The 21,028-nt window shown below is 71.5% G+C and carries 17 protein-coding genes; 9 read left to right on the top strand and 8 right to left on the bottom strand.

The features are described 5' to 3' along the window. Positions 1–18: 18 nt before the first annotated feature. The 5 genes from P3T34_RS38065 (at position 19) to P3T34_RS38045 (ending at position 6,336) form a co-directional block, all read left to right on the top strand. On the top strand, positions 19–249 hold the full coding sequence (locus P3T34_RS38065) for a hypothetical protein (protein ID WP_280671157.1): 231 nt from the start codon (positions 19–21) through the stop codon (positions 247–249). Next, positions 246–2,504 carry a heavy metal translocating P-type ATPase gene (locus P3T34_RS38060; protein ID WP_280671155.1) on the top strand — a complete coding sequence of 753 codons (2,259 nt, stop codon included), beginning with the start codon at positions 246–248 and terminating at the stop codon, positions 2,502–2,504. The genes P3T34_RS38065 and P3T34_RS38060 overlap by 4 nt, the downstream gene beginning before the upstream one ends. A gap of 129 nt (positions 2,505–2,633) precedes the next feature. Next, positions 2,634–4,025: an MFS transporter gene (locus P3T34_RS38055; RefSeq protein WP_280671153.1), complete on the top strand. Its 1,392-nt coding sequence runs from the start codon at positions 2,634–2,636 to the stop codon at positions 4,023–4,025. After that, positions 4,022–5,302 carry a cytochrome P450 gene (locus P3T34_RS38050; protein ID WP_280671151.1) on the top strand — a complete coding sequence of 427 codons (1,281 nt, stop codon included), beginning with the start codon at positions 4,022–4,024 and terminating at the stop codon, positions 5,300–5,302. Before P3T34_RS38055 ends, P3T34_RS38050 begins: the two co-directional genes overlap by 4 nt. Positions 5,303–5,391: 89 nt before the next feature. Continuing rightward, positions 5,392–6,336 carry an isocyanide synthase family protein gene (locus tag P3T34_RS38045; RefSeq protein WP_280671150.1) on the top strand — a complete coding sequence of 315 codons (945 nt, stop codon included), beginning with the start codon at positions 5,392–5,394 and terminating at the stop codon, positions 6,334–6,336. A gap of 46 nt (positions 6,337–6,382) precedes the next feature. Here the strand turns inward: P3T34_RS38045 and P3T34_RS38040 are convergent, their stop codons facing one another. Genes P3T34_RS38040 through P3T34_RS38030 form a run of 3 tightly spaced genes read right to left on the bottom strand, consistent with a single transcriptional unit; the run spans position 6,383 to position 9,321 of the window. Next, entirely contained in the window at positions 6,383–7,180 is a 798-nt protein-coding gene (locus P3T34_RS38040) for an ABC transporter ATP-binding protein (RefSeq protein WP_280671148.1), read from the bottom strand. Then, on the bottom strand, positions 7,177–8,241 hold the full coding sequence (locus tag P3T34_RS38035; RefSeq protein ID WP_280671146.1) for an iron ABC transporter permease: 1,065 nt from the start codon (positions 8,239–8,241) through the stop codon (positions 7,177–7,179). Before P3T34_RS38035 ends, P3T34_RS38040 begins: the two co-directional genes overlap by 4 nt. Continuing rightward, positions 8,242–9,321, bottom strand: coding sequence for an ABC transporter substrate-binding protein (locus P3T34_RS38030; RefSeq protein ID WP_280671144.1), 1,080 nt, complete (start codon positions 9,319–9,321; stop codon positions 8,242–8,244). Positions 9,322–9,585: 264 nt separating this feature from the next. On the opposite strand from P3T34_RS38030, the gene P3T34_RS38025 reads away from it, so the two are divergent. The 4 genes from P3T34_RS38025 (at position 9,586) to P3T34_RS38010 (ending at position 13,076) form a co-directional block, all read left to right on the top strand. After that, positions 9,586–9,804: a hypothetical protein gene (locus tag P3T34_RS38025; RefSeq protein ID WP_280671142.1), complete on the top strand. Its 219-nt coding sequence runs from the start codon at positions 9,586–9,588 to the stop codon at positions 9,802–9,804. A 542-nt stretch (positions 9,805–10,346) separates the two neighbouring features. Further along, entirely contained in the window at positions 10,347–11,261 is a 915-nt protein-coding gene (locus P3T34_RS38020; protein ID WP_280672647.1) for a permease, read from the top strand. Continuing rightward, entirely contained in the window at positions 11,258–11,992 is a 735-nt protein-coding gene (locus P3T34_RS38015) for a TIGR03943 family protein (RefSeq protein WP_280671140.1), read from the top strand. Before P3T34_RS38020 ends, P3T34_RS38015 begins: the two co-directional genes overlap by 4 nt. A 28-nt stretch (positions 11,993–12,020) precedes the next feature. Beyond that, positions 12,021–13,076, top strand: a complete 1,056-nt coding sequence (locus P3T34_RS38010; RefSeq protein ID WP_280671138.1) for a hypothetical protein — start codon at positions 12,021–12,023, stop codon at positions 13,074–13,076. Between the two features lie 146 nt (positions 13,077–13,222). Here P3T34_RS38010 and P3T34_RS38005 read toward each other — a convergent pair whose 3' ends face one another. The 5 genes from P3T34_RS38005 to P3T34_RS37985 form a co-directional block, all read right to left on the bottom strand. Further along, on the bottom strand, positions 13,223–14,743 hold the full coding sequence (locus P3T34_RS38005) for an ABC transporter ATP-binding protein (protein WP_280671136.1): 1,521 nt from the start codon (positions 14,741–14,743) through the stop codon (positions 13,223–13,225). Then, entirely contained in the window at positions 14,740–17,424 is a 2,685-nt protein-coding gene (gene lanKC / locus P3T34_RS38000) for a class III lanthionine synthetase LanKC (protein WP_280671134.1), read from the bottom strand. The genes P3T34_RS38005 and lanKC overlap by 4 nt, the downstream gene beginning before the upstream one ends. A 100-nt stretch (positions 17,425–17,524) precedes the next feature. Next, complete coding sequence (locus tag P3T34_RS37995) at positions 17,525–17,647, bottom strand: class III lanthipeptide (protein WP_280671132.1); 123 nt, start codon at positions 17,645–17,647, stop codon at positions 17,525–17,527. A 126-nt stretch (positions 17,648–17,773) separates the two neighbouring features. Continuing rightward, positions 17,774–17,893 (bottom strand): class III lanthipeptide, encoded by a 120-nt coding sequence (locus P3T34_RS37990; protein ID WP_280671130.1) that lies wholly within the window; start codon positions 17,891–17,893, stop codon positions 17,774–17,776. Between the two features lie 183 nt (positions 17,894–18,076). Further along, the gene (locus P3T34_RS37985) at positions 18,077–20,983 is read right to left on the bottom strand and encodes a LuxR family transcriptional regulator (protein ID WP_280671128.1); all 2,907 of its coding nucleotides are present in this window, start codon (positions 20,981–20,983) and stop codon (positions 18,077–18,079) included. Positions 20,984–21,028: the final 45 nt, after the last annotated feature.

The following is a 21,028-nucleotide window of genomic DNA, read 5'->3' as shown; positions in this document are numbered from 1 at the left end:
GAGACAACGATGAGTTCGATGATCACACCTGTGCCTGGAGCACGTGCTGCGGCGCGGCCGGGCCGGATCCTGCTCGGCTTCGCCCTGCTGCTCGCCCTGCTGTTCGGCGCCTCGCACGCCGCCGGCCGTCTGGTGGGGCCGCCCGCCCCCGGCCCGAAGGGGCCCGGCCACGGGCCGATGGGCAACGACATGTCCGGAGGAATGATGGCCGGGCTGCGCCCGCTCACGGCTGAGGCGGTGTCGCGATGAGCGTGCACGCCTCGGGTTCCACCACGGCCGACGTCGCTCAGCGACTGGTGACGACCGATCTCGCGGTGGGCGGGATGACCTGCGCGGCCTGTGTCTCGCGGGTGGAGAAGAAGCTGGCCCGCCTCGACGGCGTCAGCGCCGGAGTCAACCTGGCCACCGGCCGGGCCCGGGTGCTGCACCCGGTCGGCGTCCCGGTGGCCGAGCTGGTCGGGGCGGTGGAGAGCGGCGGGTTCACCGCCGAGCCGGTCGCCGAACGGGCGCTGCCGCCCGCGGGTCCGGAAGACGCGGACGAGCGACTGCGGTTGTGCCTGGTCGCGCTGTTCGCCGTGCCGGTGATCGCGGTGTCGATGGTGCCCGCGCTGCAGATGCGCGGCTGGCAGTGGGCCTGCTTCGCGCTGGCGGCCTATGTGGTGACGATCGGCTCGGCCACCTTCCACGAACGGGCCTGGCGTGGTCTTCGGCATGCCACCGCGACCATGGACACCCTGGTCAGCCTCGGCGTCCTTGCCTCCTTCGGCTGGTCCGCGTACGCGCTGCTGTTCGGCGGAGCCGGTGCGCTGGGGATGCGGATGCCGTTCTCGCTGACCGCCGGGGCGGATGGCGGCGCGCACGTGTACCTGGAGGCAGCGGTGGGGGTGCCGTTGTTCGTGCTGTGCGGCCGGTTCCTGGAAGGGCGGGTGCGGGTGCGCACCGGCTCGGCGCTGCGGGCGCTGGCCGAACTGGGCGCGAAGGAGGTCTGCCTGCGCGAGGACGGTGCCGAGCGGCTGGTCCCGATCGGGCAGCTGCTGCCGGGCCAGGAGTTCGTGGTCCGGCCGGGCGAGAAGGTCGCCACCGACGGCGTGGTGGTCGAGGGCAGTTCGGCGCTCGACGTGAGCCTGCTGACCGGCGAGAGCGTGCCGGTGGAGGCGGGCCCTGGTGACCGGGTGATCGGGGCGACGCTCAACGTCGGGGGATCGCTGCTGGTGCGGGCCACGGCCGTCGGCGCCGACACCCAGCTGGCCCGCATCACCGCCCTGGTGACGGACGCCCAGGCCGGAAAGGCCCGCGCGCAGCGGCTTGCCGACACGGTGGCCGGGGTGTTCGTCCCCGTCGTGCTGGGTATCGCGGTCTGCGTGCTCGGCTTCTGGCTGGGCACCGGGGCCGGCTCGTCGCGGGCTCTGACGGCTGCGGTCGCGGTGCTGGTCGTCGCCTGCCCCTGCGCGCTCGGCCTGGCGACGCCGACCGCGCTGCTCGCCGCTACTGGCAGGGGTGCGGAGCTGGGCGTCCTGGTGCAGGGGCCGGAGGTGCTGGAGAGCCTGCGCAGGATCGACACCGTGGTCCTCGACAAGACCGGAACCCTGACGAGCGGACAGATGAAGCTGGCTTCCGCGACGCCGGCGACGGGGTTCGAGATCGACGAGGTGCTGCGGCTGGTCGGCGCGGTGGAGCACCGCTCCGAGCACCCGGTCGGTCGGGCGCTGACCGCTGTGGCGGGGCAGCCGCTGCCCGCGGTGACGGAGTTCAGGGCGACTACCGGTCTCGGTGTCCAGGGGACGGTGGAGGGCACGCGGGTGCGGGTGGTGCGGCCCGACAGCGTCGTCATGCCCCAGGAGTTGCGTGACGCGCTGGCGCGCGCCGAGGCGGCCGGGCAGACGGCGGTGCTGGTCGAGCTGGACGGGCGCGCGGCCGCGGTCCTCGCGGTCGGGGACAGCCTGCGGCCCGGCAGCTACCGCGCCGTGCACCGGCTGCGCGGCATGGGCCTGGAGACCGTGCTGGCAACCGGGGACCAGCCGGGAGCTGCCCGGTCGGTGGCCCAGGAGCTGGGCATCAGCGAGGTCCACGCGGGCGCCTCACCCGAGCGCAAGGCCGAACTGGTGGCGGAGCTGCGCGCGGCGGGACGCAGTGTCGCCGTGGTGGGCGACGGGGTGAACGACGCGGTCGCGCTGGCCTCGGCCGACCTCGGGATCGCGCTCGGCTCGGGCACGGACGCCGCGATCGGGGCAGCCGGGCTGACGCTGGTGCGGGGCGACATCGAGTCGCTGGTCGTCGCGGTCCGCCTGGCCCGGCGCACCCTGGCCACCATCCGCGCGAACCTGGTATGGGCGTTCGGCTACAACGCGGTGCTGATCCCACTGGCGGCGGCCGGGCTGCTCAATCCGATGATCGCCGCGCTCGCCATGTCGGCGAGTTCGCTGCTGGTGGTGGCGAACAGTCTGCGGCTGCGCACCTGGCAGCCCGCCCCGCGCGGGCAGGGCCGCTCCCGACTCGGGGCCTGATCCCGGCCCGGTCGACGAGTCGTCCCAGAAAATCATTCATGCGTTCGGAACTTCCGGCGGCCTGCGGCCGACTGCTGTGACGGACGCCGTCGCCCGACGGTGTCCGTCACGACAGAGGGACTGACCGTCATGGCCTCCACCGCAGCGCTCAACCAGCCTGCCGTCAAGGACCGTTGGAGTCTGGTCGCAGTCGCCGGGATGCTGTCCTTCGTGGCGATGCTCGACATGAACATCGTCAATCTCGCCCTCCCCGATCTCTCGCGTAGCTTCGGGATCTCCGCCGGTACTGCCCAGTGGGCCGCGCTCGGCTACCAACTCCCGCTCGTGGCACTGCTGTTGCCTGCCGGTCGATGGCTGGACCAGGTCGGGACACGCGCCGCGCTGCTGTTCGCGGTCGGCGGCTTCGCGCTGTGCAGTGCGGCGGCTGCGGCCGCACCCTGGGCGGCCTGGCTGATCACCGCCCGGCTGGCCCAAGGCGCTTTCGGAGCCGTCCTCTTCGTGCTGATGCCGGTGCTCGCCGCCCGGTCGGTACGGCCCGAATTGCGCGGGCGGGCGATGAGCGTGCCCGCCACGCTCGGCCCACTCGGTGCGGTGACCGGGCCGGCATTGGGCGGCCTGCTGCTCGACCACCTCGGGTGGCGGGCGATATTCCTGGTCAAGTTGCCGGTCTGCGTCGCCGCCCTGGTGATCGCCTACCGAGACGCGCCGCTGGGGGGCGGGCTGCGGCTACCCGACCGGGCCTCACTGGGTGACGCCGGCCTGGTCGGAGGCGCGGTGGCGGCGCTGCTCCTGGCGCTGACCCTCTCCCCCGGCTCCCCCGCATGGCTGCTGTTGGCCGTCGTGGCTCTGCCGCTGACCGCGCTCTGGTGGAGAAGACCCGGCGCGCGGCCCATCAGCTCGGCACTGCGGGACTCCGGGACGTACGGGGTCCACGGGGCCGTCCTCGCTCTGGCGGCGGCCTTCGCCGCGATGCGCTACGTACTCGCCCTGCACCTCCAGCAGGACGATGCCGTGAGCGCCACCGCCACCGGGCTGACCACGCTCTGCTTCCCACTCGGGATGGGCCTGGCCGGGCCGCTCGGCGGACGGCTCGCGGACCGCTTCGGCGCCCGACGGCTCGCCGCCATCGGCGCCACCGTGACCGCAGTCGGCCTGCTGCTGCTCGTCCCGCTGAGCACCGGACGGTCGCTTCCCGATATCGCATGGCGGCTCGCGCTGGCCGGCATCGGCATGGGCCTGTACGGCGGGCCGGTCCAGTCACTGGTGATGACCGCCCTACCACCGGACCGGATCGCCACAGGTGGGTCGGCGGTACAGCTGGCGCGCAGCCTCGGCTTCACCCTCGGGCCGGCGCTCGCCACCGCGGCGTGGGGCCTGAGCGGCTCCGGCCCCGGCGGCGTACGAGCCGGACTGGGACTCGCCGCAGCCGCCGCCTGCTCAGCCGCGCTCCTGCTCGCCTTCCACGGCACTGCCACCCGACGATCACCCTCTGCCCCCCGCCCGAAGGAACCCGTTTCATGACCCAGCCCGAGCACGACCCGACCGTCACCCCCCACTGCCCGGTCACTGGCGCCACCACGGCCGAGCCGATACCGCTGTACGGCGCCGCCTACAAGAGCGACCCGTACGACCTCTACCGCGAGATGCGCGAGGCCGGCCCCGTCCACCGGGTCCGCTTCCCCAGCCGCATCGCCGCCTGGCTGGTCACCGGCCATGACGCCGCTCACCACTCGCTGAACGACCCGCGCCTGGGCAAGAACCACGCCCTGGGCAACGACTACTGGCGCAGCCTGGCCTCGATCATGCCCGAGCCGCAGCACTCCCAGCTCCAGGTCCACCTGCTGCACCAGGACCCGCCCAAGCACACCGACATGCGCCGCCTGGTCCTGGACGCGTTCGCGCCGCGCCGCATCGAGGAGTTGCGCCCTCGCTTCCAGGACCTGGCGGACACCCTGGTCGACGCTCTTCCGGACGAGAGCGGCGCCGATCTCGTCCAGGGCTTCGCCGCGCACTACCCCTTCCAGGTCCTCGCCGAGGTCATCGGCCTGCCCCCCGAGCTGGCGACCAGGTTCGACCGGGACTGGGGCAAGGTCGTCCAGCCCGTCGGACCACAGGACCCCGGCCGTCCTGCCTACGAAGGCCGGCTGCGCGGCCTGCAGACCTATATCGCCGACGTCGTCGCCCACAAGCGCGCGCACTGGGACGACGACCTGCTCAGCCGCCTCGTCGTCGCCCAGGAGAGGGGGGAACTCAGCAAGGAGGAACTGGACTCCATGATCTTCCAGCTCCTGGTCGCCGGCCAGGAGCCGGTCACCAACCAGATCACCACCATGCTGATCACGCTGCTGCGCCATCCCGACCAGCTCGCCCGACTGCGCGAGGAGCCCGCCCTCATGCCCCGGGCGATCGAGGAACTCCTGCGCTACGACAGCGCGTTCGAGCTCACCACCTGGCGGTTCTTCGCCGAGGACAGCGACCTGCACGGCACCCGCATCCCGGCCGGCGACTCCGTGATCATCTCGCTCTGCGCGGCCAACCGCGACCCCGAGCAGTTCCCCGACGCCGACACTCTCGACCTGGAGCGCACGCCGAACTCCCACCTCGCCTTCGGCCACGGTATCCACTTCTGCCCCGGCGCGGCTCTCGCGCGCGCCGAACTCCAGGTCGCCATCGCCACTTTGCTCACCCGTCTGCCCGGTCTTCGGCCCGCCGGCGACCTGAACGATCTCGTCTGGATCCCCGCGGTGCTGGCCCGCGGCGTCAACAAGCTGCCCGTCGCCTACGACAAGCGCACCTGACGCACCGCCGAATCCCTGACCTCCCTGACCACATGCGCCTTGGCCGCAGCGCCGAGGCGCCATCCCGCCATGCCCTCGTGGAGGACCGCATGCCGCCCGTCGGCACCAGTACACCGCACGCGCCGTCCGTCGCACGCACCTGCGCCGCCATCCTGAACCTGCTCCTGCCCCACCGCCGCACCGCCGACCCCGACACCACCGGCGGCATCGACAGCTTCCCCGAACAGCTGCGCCAGATAGCTGACTTCGTCCGCGCCGAGGACCCGATCGTCATCACGCTGCCCGGCTTCCCCTGCAAGTCCCCGAGCCCCGCCAAGGTCCTCGGCCATCTCCCCGACGAGGGCGAACGCCTCTCCCTCACCTTCCTCAACGGCCTCTGCTCGGCCATCCATGAGGTGTACGCGCCCGGCGCCAGGATGGTGATCTGCTCCGACGGGCACATCTTCGGCGACCTGATCCACGTCCCGGACGACCACATCGACGCCTACGCCGACGAACTTGCCGCCATGATCCGGCGCGAACACCTCGACCACCTCTCGGTGTTCGACCTGCGCGACGTCCTCGGCGACCTCCCCTACGACGCTAAGCGCGCCCACGTGCACTCCCAGTACGCGCCCACCGTCGAGGAGTTGCGCGTCGAGGTGAAGTCCGACGAGGCCACCCTGGCCCTCTACCGGGGCATCACCCGGTTCCTGACCGAGGACACGGTCGGTTTCGAGGGCACCAGATCGGCCCTCCAGCGCGAGTGCAGACAGCGCGCCTACGGCGTCATCCAGCGCAGCCGGGCCTGGGGCGACCTCATCGCCGAGCACCACACCCGCTCTGTGCGGCTGTCCATCCACCCGCAGCGGCGCGGCAGCGCCAAGTTCGGCATCCGGCTGCTCGACGCCCAGGACGCCTGGAGCACACCGTGGCACTCCACTGTTGTCCACCGCCGCGACGGAGGTTGGGAGTTGATGCGCCGCAGCGAGGCCGAACAGCTCGGCCGCGTCATCGTCCGCGACGGCCGGCCCAGCCACGTCGAAGCCTGGTAGACACTGTGAAGCCCGGCGCCCACCCTGAACAAGTGGGCGCCGGGCTTCACACCGGTTCGGGCGCGTCCTGCGGTGCGGGCGCACGGTGGTCGAAGGCGATCAGCGGGTCACCGGTGAGCGGGTGCTCCAGCACCGCCGCGCGGACCCCGAACACCGCCGCCAGCAGCTCCGGGGTGAGCACCTCGCGCGGCGACCCCGAGGCCACCACCGCTCCCTCGTGCAGTACGTGCAGCCGGTCGCAGAGCGAGGCGGCCGCGTTGAGGTCGTGCAGCGAGATCAGCGTCGTCCGGCGCTGGGCGCGCAGCAGGGCCAGTAGCTCCACCTGGTGCTGCACGTCGAGGTGGTTGGTCGGCTCGTCCAGCACCAGGACGTCCGGCTGCTGGGCGAACGCCCGTGCCAGCAACACCCGTTGGCGCTCACCTCCGGAGAGTGCGGCGAAGCTCCGTCCCTCGTGCCCACTGAGACCGACGTGAGCGAGGGCCTCGGCCACGACCTCACGATCAGTGGCATCCTCCCCCACGAAGGCCCGTTGGTACGGGGCGCGGCCCATCGCCACGACCTCGCGGACGCTGAACTCGAAGTCACCACCGCGCTCCTGAGGCAGCGCGGCGATGTGCCGGGCGGCCTCGACCGGCGTCATCGACCGCAGGTCCCGGCCGGCCAGCAGCACCCGGCCCGCCGACGGCTTCAGATGCCGGTAGACGGTGCGCAGCAGAGTCGACTTGCCGCTGCCGTTGGGGCCGACGAGTCCGGCGATCTCGCCCTCCGCCGCGAGCAGATGGACGCCGGAGAGCACCTGGCGCCCGGAGAGGGTGACGGTCAGATCCTCGATGGCGATTCTCAACTGCGCTCCAGGCGTCGGTCCAGCAGGTAGAGCAGGACGGGTGCGCCAATCAGGGAGGTCACCACGCCGATCGGCACCTCCTGCGCGGCGAGTGCGGTACGGGCGACGGTGTCCACCACGACCAGCAGCACCGCCCCGGCCAGCGCCGAGAGGGGCAGCAGACGGCGGTGGTCGCCCCCGACCATCAGGCGGCAGACGTGCGGCACCAGCAGACCGACGAAGCCGATCGCCCCGGAGACGGCGACCAGGACGCCGGTCAGCAGGCTGGTCACCGCGAAGAGTTCGCGCCGCAGCCGGGTGACGTCCACGCCGAGTCCGGCGGCCGTCTCGTCGCCCATCAGCAGCGCGTTGAGGGAGCGGGCGCGCCCCTGCAGCACGAGCAGGCCCAGGGCCACGGCAGCGACAGGGAGCGGTAGTTGGCTCCAAGTGGCGCCGCCGAGGCTGCCCATCAGCCAGAACAGGACGCCGCGGGTCTGCTGGTCGTCGCCGGCCTGCAGCACGAGGAAGCTGGTGAACCCGGACAGGAACTGCCCGATCCCCACGCCCGCCAGCACCAGCCGCATCGGCGCGAAGCCTCCCCCGCGCCGGGCGAGGGTCCACACCAGCGCGAAAGAGGCCAGCGCCCCGGCGAACGCCGCCGAGGAGACTCCGATCCCGACGGCCGAGCCCACCCCGGCACCGAGGACGATCATCGCGACCGCGCCCAGCGACGCGCCGGAGGAGATGCCCAGCAGGTAGGGGTCGGCCAGCGGATTGCGGACCATCGCCTGGACGGCCGTGCCGACCAGGCCGAGCCCCGCTCCGACCACTGCCGCCAACAGGGCTCGTGGTGCCCGCAGTTGCCAGACGATCAGGTCGCGGGTGCCCGGCTGCGGCGTGTCCCCCGCCAGTCGGCGGCCGACCACCGTCCACACCTCGCCGACAGGGATGTCGACCGCGCCCAGCGACACCGCGACGGTGAGCGCAACGAGCAGGGCGACGGCCAGCACCGCGGCGACCAGGCCGACCGGAACGGTGCGTACGGGCCGGCGGCCGGCCGCCACGACCGCTTCGATGGTCATCTACTGGCCGTCCTTGACCAGGTCGGGGTGGATGATGTGGGCGATCTGCTGGACGGTGTCGGCGTCGCGGACGCCGGCGATGGTGGTCACCTCCGAGCCGATCCGCACGAAGTGGCCTTCCTGGACGGCCTTGAGGCCCTTGGTAGCCGGGAAGTCCTTCAGGAACTGCTCGGCCGCGTCGAATGCCTTCTGGTTCGCCGCGTCGCTGCCCTGGTTGCGCACGCCGAGCTGGATCCAGTCGGGGTTCTTGGCGACCACGTCCTCCCAGGAGACCGCCTTGAAGACCCCGTCGCAGTCGCCGAAGATGTTCCGGGCGCCGGCCAGGGTGATCACCGCATTAGCGACCTGCTTGTCGCACTCGGCCATCGGCTGCTTCGTCCCGGCGTCGTAGTCGAAGAAGAAGTACGACGGCTCCTGGTCCGCGCTGACGCCCTTGAGGGCTGTTCGCACCGCGCCGACCTTCTGCTCCATCCCCGCCACCAGCGCATCGGCCTTGGCCGAGGTGCCGGTGACCGCGCCCAGGCTCCTGATGTCGGCCTCGACCTGGGAGAGGTCCTGTTGCGGGCCCTTCAGCATCGTGGCGCAGGCCGTGGAGTGCAGGTAGATGTGCTTGATGCCGGCGGCGGCGAACTCCTGCTCGGTGGGGGCGGAGCCCATCGCCCCGCCCATCGAACCCATGGCGGCGAAGGTATCGACGTACAGGTCGGCGCCGGAGCCGAGCAGCTTCTCCTTGGCGATGACCGTCTGACCCAGCACCGGCACCTTGACGGCCTGGCCGGCGAACTGGGCCGGCATGGTGCCGACACCGGGCGGAAAGCCGGTGCCGATCACCCGGTCCCCCGCGCCGAGCCACAGCAGCATCTCCAGGCTGGAGGCGTTGCTGGTGACGATCTTCTGCGGGGCGGACGTGAAATTGGTCTGCGCCCCCGCGCAGTCGGTGACCTTGACGGGGTAGGCGGCGGTCGTGGATGCTCTCGCCCCGGCCGTCGCCGCTGAATCGCCCGACTTGGCATTGCTGCCGCAACCCGTGACGAAAAGGGCAACCGCGGCGGCCGCACCGCACAAAGCGCGAGAACGCATGGGACTCTCCTGGTGATCCGGATTCGCTGGGACCGCCAATGCGAGCCCGCCCAGGTAGTCGGTCGGAACTCCGCCCGAGTTCCCGCATCCCGCCAGGATTTTCGGCACCTTGAACGGCGGCCTCGACCACTCCCCACTATCCGGAAAACCGCAGCTCGCACACCGAATTACCTTGCCCTGCAAAGGGTTTGAGACCACCAGGCGACCGGGCATCGAAGAGGCGACGGACCACAATCACGACAGGGGCAACCCGGGGTGGCACAGATGAACAGCACCGGCTCGGAACCGATCGCGACGTTCTGCGGGAACTGCAACTGCGGCTGCCCACAGCTCTTTCTGGACCCGGCGGCACCCGAGGACCGGCGGGTGAGGATCACCGACGACTTCGGGCAGCAGGTGCAGATGAGCGAGGAGCAGTTCCGCGACCTCGTCGCCCAGGCCAAGAACGGCACGCTGGACAACCTGGCCACGACGGCCGCCTGACAGAGCGGCATCCCGGCCCGCACGGACCGGGGCACCGCTCTGCCGGCGGATCTCGCGTCTGCTACTCCTGCGCGGTACCGCCGCCGCTACGGCGGCGCAGACCGAGCACTGCTGCCGTAGCGACACCGAGGACACCCACGACGATCCCGGCGACGCCCAGGGCTCGAGCGGTCGAGTCGCTCGCGGCACTCTTGGAGGTCGTGGCGGGGGCGGCGCTCGAAGCGGGCGCAGCGGCCGAGTCAGCCGTGGCGGCGGTCAGCTTGAGGGCCGGCGCCCGGCGGCCACCCCACCGCGTCCCGCTTCCCGCCGCCGCGAGGTGGCCGCCGCCCGTTCGCCGCAGGCAGATGGCCTAAACTCAGCCGCAGGTGCCCGTCCGGGTGACTGCGGCTGAGGGTGACCCGGGGGAGCGACAGGCCGGCATGGCGGACGAGATGATCATGGACGTGCTTCGCCAGGCCGACGTCGACGCCGACGTCGACACCACGGCTGAGCCGTCGACGCCCCGCCGGCGGAGCCGCTCGCTGGAGCTGCTGGTCGTCGGCATGCTGGCCCTGCTGCTCTGCTCGCGTCTGACGGGCGGTTGGCACAGCACGCCCTGGCTGCAGGCCTGGATGACGGTCTTCATCGCGATCTGCGTCCAGGCGCTGCCGTTCCTGCTGCTCGGCACCGTGCTGTCCGCGGCCGTCGCCGCGTTCGTCCCGACCTCCTTCCTGGAGCGGGCGCTGCCGAAGAACCCGGTCCTCGCGGTCCCGATCGCCGGTGTGGCGGGGGTGGTGCTGCCCGGCTGCGAGTGCGCGTCGGTGCCGGTGGCCGGCCGGCTGATCGCCCGCGGGGTGGCGCCGGCCGCCGCGCTCGCGTTCCTGCTCTCCTCGCCCGCGATCAATCCGGTGGTGCTGGTCGCGACCAGTGTCGCCTTCCGGGGCCATCCGGAGATGGTGCTGGCCCGGCTGGTCGCCTCGCTGGCCACGGCCGTGGTGATGGGCCTGCTGTGGGCGCGCTTCGGCCGTCCCGAGTGGCTGCGGCCGCGGGTGCTGGTCGAGCCGACGGGGGACCGGGGGCGGTGGGGGACGTTCCGGGCCTCGCTGGAGGAGGACTTCCTGCACGCGGGCGGGTTCCTGGTGATCGGCGGCATGACGGCGGCCACCCTGAACGTGGCAGTGCCGCGCGCGGTGCTCGGCTCCGTCGCGGGCATCCCCGGGGTGTCGGTGCTGGTGCTGGCGCTGCTCGCGGTCCTGCTGGCGGTCTGCTCGGAGGCGGACGCGTTCGTCGCCGCCGGGCTGAGCGGCTTCTCGCCAGTGGCCCGGCTGGCGTTCATGGTGGTCGGCCCGATGGTGGACACGAAGCTGATCGCCCTTCAGGCGGGTACCTTCGGCCGCGCGTTCGCCTGGCGGTTCTCCGCCGCGACCTTCGTGGTCGCGGTGGCCACCGCCGCGCTGGTGGGATGGGCGCTGCTGTGAGGCGCGAGGTCCGGGCGGTCCTGCAGGTGCTGCTGGGCGCGGCGGTGCTGCACATCTCGCTGTTCAGCGAGCTCTACCTGCGGTACGTGCGCAAGGCGCTGCGGCCGTATCTGGTCGCCACCGGTGTGCTGCTGGTCCTGATCGGCCTGGTCAGCGCGGTCTGCGTCGTGCGGGACCTGTGGCGCGGCGGGCAGCACGACGACGATCACGGCCACGCACACGCCCACCACGGGCACGCCCACGGCGGTTCGCGGATCGCCTGGCTGCTGACGCTGCCGGTGCTCGGCATCTTCCTGATCGCGCCCGACGCGCTGGGCGCCTACACCGCACAGCGCTCGGTCGACACCACCGTCAAGCCGGCCGGCGCGGGCGGCTTCCCGCCGCTGGCCGCCACCGACCCGCTGCCGCTGCGGCTGGCCGACTTCGACGCGTTGGCGCTCTGGGACTCCAACGCCTCGCTGAAGGGCCGCCGCGTGGAACTCACCGGCTTCGCCACCCCGAAGAAGGACGGCGGCTGGTACCTCGCCCGGCTGACCATCAGCTGCTGCGCCGCGGACGCGCAGACCAGCAAGGTCGAGATCCGCGGCGTCGGCGCGCCGCCGAGCGGCGCCTGGGTGCGGATCGTCGGCATCTGGCAGCCCGACGGCCCGCCCGGTCAGGGCGGGGCCCTGCCCGTACTGGCCGCGCAGCAGTTGACAGGTACCTCGGAGCCGGGTGACCCGTATGAATGAGCGAGCCATGGTCAGCGGAGGAAGGTCGATGGTGCGCAGCTCTCGTGGCACCGCCGCGATGGTCGTGGCGGGAGTCCTGGTGGCACTCGCCCTGATGCCCGCAGGCGCCGCGCCGAAGCCGCCGAGCGTCGGCGCCGTCCCGGTGGCCGGCACGCCGAGCAGCGGCGGGGCCCGCACGGTGACGCTGGTCGACGACGGCTCCGCTGCGGACACCGGACCGCAGCCCGCGCAGCCACCCGTCGACAAGCTCAAGCCGGGCGAGCGGCCCCCGCAGTTCGCCGTCTTCTCCTGGGACGGCGCGGTGGAGGACGACAGCCACCTCTTCTCCCAGGTCCGGACGGCGGCCGAGGCGAGCAGCGCCCGGACGACGTTCTTCCTGCGGGGGATCGATCTGCTGCCGGCGGCGAAGGGGACGCTCTACCAGGCGCCGCAGCACGCCGTCGGTGACGCGGGCGGCCCGCTGCCCACCGATGACGTGATCAAGGCGACGCTGTCGCAGCTGGGCCGGGCGTGGCTTGATGGCGACGAGATCGGCAGCGGTTTCAACGGCCGGTTCTGCGGCTCCGGCGGCGCGGCGGCCTGGAGCACCCAGGACTGGGCGGGCGAACTCGACCTCTCCTCCTCCTTCGTCCGGTTCTGGAAGACGAACACGGGCTTCGCGGACCTACCCCCGTTGCCCTTCGACTACTCGAGCGAGCTGGTGGGCGGCCGCACGCCGTGTCCGGAAGGCCGGCCGAACCTCCTCCCGGCCGAGCAGGCGGCCAACTGGCGCTATGACGCGAGCGCTGACGGCGGCTCACCGGCCTGGCCGAGCCAGGTCGACGGCCTGTGGCAGTTCGCGCCCCAGCAGCCGCAGACCCGGGACGCCTACCTGAGCGCCTTCGAACGCGCCTACCAGGGCAACCGGGCACCGTTCCTCCTCGACACCCCGCTCCGGGCGGGGGACGGCGGCAGCGGCGTGCAGGCCGCCGAGGACGTGATGCGCAGTGTCTGCCGGCGAGACGGCGTGCGCTGCGTGTCCTTCCGCGAACTGGCCGACTGGCTCGACGCGCAGGACCCCGCCGTGCTGAGCCGCCTGCGCTAGCCGGCGCAGTCTGCCAGCCACAGTCGAACTCACCACGACACTTGCCACACGCCGGCAGGCCGAAGGCTGAGTGAGACACGCCGCTGCCGGCAGCACGGCATCGCGGACAAGGCCAGGGACGACCTGCTCGACGTGGTCGCTGATGTTCAGGGGCGCACGGCAGTCCCCGACAGGGTCACCACCCGATCAAAGCTGCTGTCGAGGTCCTCGTCACCGTGGTGCACGACAAGGAGGCCGCGTCCCCCGGTCTGCTCCTTCAGTGTCCGGAGCACCAGGTCCCTCCCGTTCTCGTCGAGGTTCGCGAACGGTTCGTCGACGAGGTAGAGGTCCGCGTCCTCACACAGGAGTGCGGCGACCCCGACCCGCTGCCGCTGGCCGGATGACAGCTCCGAGGGGAGCTGGTCAGCCAGGGCGTTCAGTCCCATCGATGTGCGCAGCCGCTCGTCGGCGACCAGTTCGCGTACCGGCAGCGGGGGCAGACTCACGGGAGCGGTCAGGCTCGCCACTCGGGGCGGCAGCGCGACCAGCCCGGTGTCGGGGGCAAGCGTCCCGGAGATAATGTGCAGGAGCGTCGTCTTGCCGCAGCCGTTGGGGCCCCGGAGCAGGACGTGCTCGCCGGCGCGCAGCTCGAAGTCGTCGATCGATATGTTGACGCCGTCGCCGTACCCGACCCGGGCGCCGTGGACCAGCACTGCGGGCCCCTCGTCGTGGTACGCGGTCGCCTGGGAGTCGCGCAGGGTGTGGATCCGCTTGAGTACGGCGGTACTCCGGCGGGCCTGCGGAATCATGTTGACCAGGTCGAAGATCCCGGTGACGGCCCGCCAGAGCGAGTTCACGAAGGCGAGAAAGCCGCCGAACGTCATCCGTCCGGCGAAGACGAAGTAGGCCCCGGTGACCATCGAGGCGGTGTCCGACAGGTTCATCACGAGGTCGCTCAGCGTGCTCTGCTTCTGGGCGAGCCGGTAGTTGGTGAAGGTGATGCCCAGGTAGCGGCTCAGTCCGTCCTTGTTCGCCGTTCGGGTGCCGGGCAGCAGCGACGGCAGACCGCGCAGCGCGTGGAAGGCGTCCAGCGTTCGGGTCAGCTTGTTGATGTACCCCGCCTCCGCGTCCCGTTCACGCTCGGTGTTGTCCTCGATCCGCTTGCCGATGGCGTTGCTCACGACCACCAGCGGCGGAATGATGACGAGCAGGATGAAGCTCGCCTGCCAGGACAGGTACAGCAGCACACCGAGGAAGACGGCGGACGCGAGCGCCTGCTTCGCGATGCGGATGCAGATGTCGACGGCCGGCAGCACGCCCTCGTAGACATCGTTGTGCACCCGGCTGACGTAGGAGGCGTTTCCGGCCTCCGACACCTTTCGGCCGTCCAGGGCGAGCGTGCGGTCCAGCAGTTCCATCTCCAGCAGCAGGACCAGCGAGTTCTCGAACCGCTTGCGCCAGCAGGCGATCCAGTAGCCCCCGTAGTTGAGGGTGAGTCCGAGCAGCAGGTAGCCGGCGCCGAGGGCGAGGAACCTGCGGAAGTTCCCGGCCAGGATCGCCGTGTCGAACAGTGCTTTGAGCAGCAGCGGGTGCACCAGGGCTTCGATGCCACCCGAGACCGCTTCGGCGACCATGATCACCACGAACCGGGTCCGGTGCCCGTGCAGCGTGCGCCACAGCTCCTTCACCGCGACACCTCGTCCAGCAGGAAGTCGGCCGTACCGCCGTGGTTCACGCGGTGCAGTACCCGCAGCACGCCGGCCGAACCGGTCAGGTAGTCACAGGAGCAGCGCAGCAGCCCCTCACCGGGGACACCCAGGGGCACCACCCCGTCACGACGTGGCATCCCGAACCGCTCGGCGGGCTCGAACAGGAACACCTTGTTCACGAAGTCGAGTTGCCGCAGTGCGGTGTCACGGTAGGAGGTGTCGCCAGTGATCGCGGCCGCGTCCAGCAGCGCGTCGGCGATCCCGGAGATGCCGAACGCGTACCCTGGCAGCACCGAGTACGTGAGGTCCAGCCCGCGCAGGACGGTTCGCGCGTCGTTCAGCCGGCCGTAGCGAAGCAGCACCTGTGCGACGCCCGCGGAGCCCACCTCGACGTACGGCTCCATGGTCCCCTGGTGTTCGAACATGACCAGGCCGTCTTCCAGGGGCTTGACATGGGCCATCTCCCAGTCCAGCGCGCCGCGTCCGAGCCGCAGGCAGCGTTCGTCCCCCGTGATCTGGTGCATCCGCAAGAGGAACATCGCGACACCGGCCTGACCGAAGCCCAGGCCGGTCAGCGGCCCGCCGGACGAGAACTCGTTGAGCCAGTAGACGTGCCGCCCGTCGTACTGCGCGGTGTCGCACAGGACCTGCGCGCACTCCTTGGCCGCGGCGAGATCGCGTTCGACGTGGCCGTCCAGGTAGAAGCGGAGATTGGTCATGCCCAGGCCCGCGAGGCCGTAGTAGAAGGTGTGGTCGCCGATCCCCGGTGCGCGCCGATTGGCCTGCGCCAGCAACTGCCGGGCCTGCGTGCGGAGTCCGAGCGAGTCAGCTGCCCAGGCGACGCCGGCCAGACCGTTCATCAGGCCGTCCGGGTACTGGGCGACGTCGATGTCGGCCAGCTCCTCGCGCAGCCAACCCAGCCATTCGGGACGGATCGGGACGCCGGATGCCTTCAGCGCCCACAGGACGCCGCTCGCTCCGAAGCCGAGGCTCAGCGGGTTGGTGATGTGCGCGAACGGGTCCACCGGAAAAAGCGTTTCCCGGTCGGTGTCGGCGGCGGCCTCGACGAAGGCGGCCACCCCGGCCTGGGCCTCGGCCAGCCCGAGCCGCTCCTCGACGACCAATCGCGGCGGTGCGGCCTTGACCTCGGCGACCAGCTCCTCCTCCTCCTCCTGCTCCAGGAAGTCGAGTACCTCGGTGAGCGTGATCCGCGCCTGCGCCAGGTCCGTGAGCAGGCCGTGGATGCGCGCCGGCCAGCCCAGACCGTCAGTGAAGACCCGGTAGAGGTCGAGGACGTCCGGGCGCAGGTACGACATGGCCGCGATCGGGAAGATGAAGTACGCCATGGTGGTCGCCACGCCGTACAGGTCGTCCTCCCGCACGGGCCCGTTGAGGCGGCGCCGGGAGTGGCTGAACCCCGGTGTGTACAGTTCGACCGGTTTCTCCAGGTGTGCGTCCACCGCATCGGCCTCGGTCAGCCGGCAGGACTCCAGGTCGACGACGGTGACCTCGAAGGTGTCGGGGTCGACGAGCAGGTTCGCTGCGCTGAGATCACCGAGGATCACCTGGCGGTCGTGGGCGGCCCGGACCGCGCGCGCGAGTCCGCGGAAGACGGCGAGGTAGATCCGCAGGAACTCCCGCGACTGCTCGACGGCGAACCCCGGCCGGGCGAGCGGGTTGCGTTCGAGCAGCACCGAGCGGATGTCCGTGCCGTCGACGAACTCCTCGGCGATGAAGTCGTGCTCCCAGTGGCGGAACGTGGCGATCGGGACCGGGAACGAACCGGTGTCGGCCAGCCGGTTCAGGAACGTCCATTCACGGGCGAGGATGTCCACCGCGTCGTGGTCCTGACGCGGGTTGATGTTCGTGTGCGGGCGGGCCTCCTTGAGTACCACGGGCCGGTCGCCGTTCGCCGTGTCCTCGGCCGTGTACACCCCTCCCGAGTTGGAGAACTGGATGGCTCCGGTCACCCGGAAACGGCCCCCGAGCAGGTCGCCTTGGTCCGCGTCGTCCGCCGGCTTCCAGTCGGTGAACGGCCAGGGCTGCCACGGCGGCTGGGCGTACCCGGGGCGCCGGTCGTCGGTGACCGGGCCGGCCGGGCCGACGATGTGCGGCAGCTGCCGACCCAGGACGTCCAGGGTGTGGGTGGGGAGGAGCTGGCCGTACCGGAAGTAGAGCGCCTTGCTGTCCCGGTAACGCAGGTCGGAGAGCACGTAGGCGCCCTCGGCGCCGTCCAGGATGCGGGCCAGATCAGCCAGGCACGCGCGGAACTCGTCGTCGTCGCGCGGGTAGACGGTGACGAGCTTTCCGCCGCTGCCCCGGGACATGGCCTTGGAATTGAGCATCTCGAATATGTTGAGATCAAGAGCGATCTTGAAGTCGATATGACATGTGGTCAGATACGTGATCACCGATGCTGCGACTTGGTGCACATTGCGCTGACTCGCCGACACGTGGATCTTCCAACCCTGCGCCGGCAGGTCCGGGTTGTGCCGGTAGCTCCACCAGATACCGCTGCGGACGAATCGCGCCCGTTCCTGCTCATCGAGCGGCGCGAGGAAGTGGTCGGGCCTCGGCTCGTAGTAGACATCGAGTGGGTCGAAGAACAGCGTGTTGTTCCAGGCGAAGAGGAATCGGTAGACCCATCGTTCGTCGCGCATGTCCGCCTCTGTGTGTTTGTCCGGGGACCGCCGCGGGCGGTAGGTGAGGGCAGTGGGCCGTGCGGGGGTGCGGCGCACCCCCGCACGGCCCACCGTTGGACTACTCTCGGCCGCCCGGGTCCTTCACCTTGCAGCAGTCGCTGCTGCTGCTGGTCACACTGATGGGGGTACCCATGCTCTGGCTGACGCGCGGCTTCAGGTTCTGAAGGTTGAGCACGCTCATGCGGATCATCTCCTCGCTGGTCGAGAGCGCGATGACGCGCTCATGGGGTGGAACGGATACCGGCCGATCGGCATAGCCGACGTGCGACGGTGCGGCGCACTCCCGCACAGCTCACCGTCGGATCGATCAGTTGCCGCCCGGGTCCTTCACCTTGCAGCAGTCGCTGGCGCTGCTGGTCGTACTGCGGACGGCAACACTGCTCGGCCTGACGCGTGGCTGCAGGTTCTGAAGGTTGAGCACACTCATCCGGACTCATCTCCTCGCTGGTCGAGAGCGCCACGACGCGCTCGTGGGGTGGAACGGGTACCGGCCGATCGGCATGGGCCAAGTCAACAACGCGCGCCGATCACGCACATCGGGGATCGCACCGCACGTTTCCCCCGCACCCTCCCCATGTTCCCCGTGCACCCTCCCCATTGGGGGTCGGCCTCAGTGGCCGGCGAGTTCGACGGACAGGGCGTGCAGCGCGGCCCGGTCGCTCCGGCCGGTCTTGCGCTGCAGGCTCGCCAGGTGCTTCTCCACCGTGCGCGGGGAGATGGACAGCCGCAGCCCGATGTCCCGGTTGCCGAGCCGGTCGGCGAGCAGAGCGAACACCTCGTACTCGCGCGTGGTCATCCCGAGCGCGCGCAGTTCGACCGGTATCTGCCCGTACCCGCCGCGGCGTTGGACGACGGTCGCGCCCGTGCGACGGAGCAGGGCCCGGCAGGCGGCCGCGACCGGGGCCACGCCGAGGGCGTCGAAGTAGTCCCCGGTGACGCGCAGCCACGCCACCGGGTCACCCCAGCCGTCGTTCAGCGCCGCCTCCGCGGCCAGCCGCAGGGCGAGGTGGCTGCCCGTCGGGAACGTGCCGGCGGACGACCACATGGCCTCGACGGTCAAGGTGGCCTGGTCGGCCTTGCCCTCACGGCCCAGCAGCACCGCCTCGGCGACCAGCAGGAACTGCCGGTTCCAGGCGAGTTCGGCCGCCGGGGCCTGCGCCGCGGTGGCGTGCTCGGCCCGGCCCGCCCGGCCGGCGAGCACGTCGAGCAGGGGACGCAGGCCGTAGCGTCCCGCCAGGTAGAAGAGGTTCGGGTGGTCGCGTTCCCAGTCCGCCGCCGCGGCGAGCTCGGCCTCGGCCAGCGCCCGGTCCTCCTCCAACAGCGCGCAGACGGCCCGGCACAGGCCGAGCATCACCGGCACCAGGAACGACCTGCCGCCGCCCGCCCGCTCGAAGGCCAGCAGTTCGTGTTCCATCTCCCGTCGGCGACCCTGGTGCGCCGCCAGGGTCGCCGCGGTCAGCAGCAGGTAACGATGGGTGGCGAGATTGCGCATCCGCACGGTGGCGTCGAGACAGCGGCCGATGATCTCCCGGGCCCGGGCCGGATCGCAGGTGAGTGCCGCGTACATGGCCAGCAGCCCCTCGGTCCGCTGCGTGAGGGTGATCGATCCCAGCTCGTCGGCCGCCAGCAGGGCCTGTTCGAGCAGGCGGGCCTCGCCGGTACGCATGAAGGCGTTGGCACCGAGCCGGATCAGTGCCTCGAACCGCCAGCTGGGCAACGCGTGGGCGTCGGCGACCGCGAGCATCCGCTGCAGATACCCGTCGGCTTCCTCGAATCCCCGCTCACGCGCGAGCATGGCGAGCAACTGCCAGGCCTGGCAGGCCAGGACGGGCAGCCCGTGCCGCTGGGCCACCTCGGCCGCCTCCCGGGCCTGCCGCTCGGCATCCGCCTGGCGGTCGTCATGCCCCGGCAGCAGAGCCAGGTGGCCCTGGACCACCGCGAGCGCCGCCGTCTGCGCCGGGGCGCCCCGGTCGCCGAGGAGGTGCTTCGCCGCCGCCAGCTGATCGCTGCTCTCGGTGCTGCGCTCGATGACCAGCGCAGCCCAGGCCAGCCGGGTGTGCAGGGCGATCCTGCGGTCGATGCTCGGCGCGGCGGCGCCGACGGTCGGGAGCGTGTCGAGCAACTCCAGCGCACGGTCCACCTGCCCGGCCTCCGCGAGGGCGTACAGCAGGGACTCGGTGATGTCGGTGCGGTCCGCGGCTGCGGCGAGCCGGTGCCCGTATTCGAGCAGGCGGATGGCCTGGCCGGACGTGCCGCCGGTCAGCGCCTGCCGTCCCGCCTTGGCATACAGCCGGGCGGCTCCGGCTTCGTCCCCCGCGGTCTCCAGCAGCGTCGCGGCGAGGTGGTGGCGTCCGTCGCCGAGCTCGGGCCCTGCCTGCTGGAGCGCGGTGGCGGCCCGGCGAGCGATGACGGCTCGTTCCGCACGGGAGACACCGGCCAGCAGCGCCTCGCCGATCAGTGCGTGACGGAACGCGTAACCGTCCACCGTGGTGCTGTCGGGGACGATGAGTTCCGCCTCCTCGGCCGCTCGCAGCTCGGCGAACAGGCTCCGCTCGTCGCTCCCGGTGACGAGCTGGACAGTGCCGACCGAGATCCGGGGGCCGAGCAGTGCCGCCACCACCAGGAACTCCCGCGTCTTCGGGCCCAACGCCTCGGCCCGGCGGCCGTAGGCGCGCACCACGCTCGCCGGCACGGCGGCCGTGAGGTCCCCGGCCACCTGCCAGAGCTCCCCCCTGCGGCGCAGCGAACCGGTGGCGACCATCTCGGCCAGCAACTCCTCGACCAGGTAGGGGTTTCCGCCACCGATCTCGGCCAGCCGGTCGGCCACCTCGGCCGGTACCTCCTCCGCCAGCGCGCCGAGGCAGCCGGCCGCGAGCGTCTGAACGTCCTGGACACCAAGTGGTCCGAGCGTGAGGACGGCCGCCGCCCGACGCCGTTCGACGGCCTGGAGCAGGTCGAACGCCGCCCCGGCCGCTGGGCGCAGGGTGGCCAGCAGAAGCACCGGCAGACCGGCCAAGTTGTCCACCAAGTACTCCACCACAGCGACGGTTTCGACGTCCGCGTCGTGCAGGTCCTCCAGCGCCAGCACGCAGCCGGTGTCCCGGCCGAGGACGGTGAGCAGGCGCAGCAGCGCCTCGGCGAACTCGATCACGCTCTCCGGATGGCCGGGGGCGGTAGCGGTCCGCCATTGCGGGACTGCCCGGGCCAGTGCCGACCGGTACGGACCGAGCTCGGCGTCCTGCGGCGGACCAGTGCGGCGGAAACGGGAGTTCAGCGCCTCGATGAGTGGGCGGAAAGGGGTGCCGGCAGCGCTCGGGCTGCCCCGGCCGCGCAGCAGCGGCACCCCCAGCAACGCGGCCTCGTCCGCACACTCGTCGGCCAGCCGGGACTTGCCGATCCCGGCCTCACCCGAGAGCAGCACCGCCCGGCCGCAGCCCTGGTGAAGCTCCTTCAGAGTGCCTCTGAGCAGCGAGAGTTCGCTCTCCCTGCCGACCGTTACCGGCGATTTGGTACGCATACCCGCAGGTTAATCGAGCCGACCGACGATCTGGAAGGGCGGCTT

Source organism: Kitasatospora sp. MAP12-44, assembly GCF_029892095.1.
GTDB lineage: Bacteria > Actinomycetota > Actinomycetes > Streptomycetales > Streptomycetaceae > Kitasatospora.
The sequence above is the reverse complement of the archived record's forward strand: the minus strand, read 5'-3'. Positions and strand labels throughout refer to the sequence as shown.